The 1,252-nt window shown below is 66.3% G+C and carries 1 protein-coding gene; it reads right to left on the bottom strand.

Annotation, left to right across the window (positions count from 1 at the left end):
* The coding region (locus tag ISG29_RS20410; RefSeq protein WP_207793422.1) for a hypothetical protein at nt 1–612 on the bottom strand (612 nt) is incomplete at its 3' end.
* Between the last annotated feature and the right edge of the window lie 640 nt (nt 613–1,252).

Genomic DNA, 1,252 nt, shown 5'->3' with positions numbered 1-1,252 from the left:
GTAGCTGACCTCACCCGCGGCACCCACCTGGCCGCCGGTGTAGGTCGCGGTCGAGTCCGCCACCTGCGGGGCACCGTCGAGACCCTGCAGCTGCAGAGTGACCCAGGAACCGTCCGCTGAGACTCGCACCGGACGCTCCCCGGCGTCGTTGGGCACCAAAGCGGTGAAGTCCGCCGCGGCGTTCTTCGCCGCCCACTTGTCCTGCATCGAAGCCGAACCCGGCTCGACCATCGTGGTGTCGATCGGAGCCCACTCCCCCGACCCATTCAGGTAGTTCACCGGCGTCAACGACACCGTCGTCTGATACGAACCATCAGCCTGCAACACCGTCGTGGCGAACCGGGAGGACCGTTCAGACACCAGCACCGGATCGATCGCCGGCTGCTCATCGGTCGACGCCACCGACGACAGCACGCCGCTCTGCAACGCGCCCGCCACTGGGGCCGCTGGGGCCGTGGGAGCCACGGCCGGAACGGGCCCGGAGACGGCCGAGGCGGTGTCGAGCGAACACACGGTCGCCGCCATGGCCAGCGAGACAACCCCGACCAGCACCTGAGACCCCCGCCGCACGGTGGCCATTTGCTTGTTCCGCATCTTCGGCTGGTGCGCCATGTGCTTCACCTTCGGATTCCGTCGCTGACCACGTCGCTCGCTGACGGCCCCGGAGCAGGTGTCGCGCTGTGCGCACGGTCGTGATCGCCGAGCGACGCACAGACAGTGCGAGGTTGATCCCTCCCCGAGACCAAGCGCACCACATCACAAGGCGACCGAGATGTGTGAAGAAATCTTGAAAACGCTCTACTCATCTATGAAAGGTCTAGCCCAGTAGACGTTGCTGTTGACAAGTTCGGGAGAGGTCGGATTCGCCCCGATCGTTCACCGCGATTGGTGGTGTTCGGCGCGTAGAAACACCGAAGTGCCCTCTGAGCAGGGAAGACTTGGACTTGTCGAAGGTTCCAGGTCGCCGCACGGAAGGCACTCGGTAGGTGAAGCGTACGTCGTGGTCTACGGGCTTGTCTGTCACGGCTGATGGTGTCGGCGTGGTGGCCCACGCGGGCAGCGTCGCGACCCGGCTGTTGGCCGACCGAACGGGGCTGACCGGGGGGGTTGTCGCAGGCGATGGTCCGCCGCAACTTCGTCCCGGTCCACGACCGGGGCCGAGTGCTGGTCGACGTCGCGGTGATGCTGGCTGATGGTGGTGAGGCGATCGCCGACATCGAGGTGCTGCGCCACCAGGTCGGGGTGCTCGGTC

Origin of the sequence: Nocardioides acrostichi (assembly GCF_015319165.1) — a bacterium.
Lineage (GTDB): Bacteria > Actinomycetota > Actinomycetes > Propionibacteriales > Nocardioidaceae > Nocardioides > Nocardioides acrostichi.
This window is presented reverse-complemented; position numbering and strand designations above follow the sequence as displayed.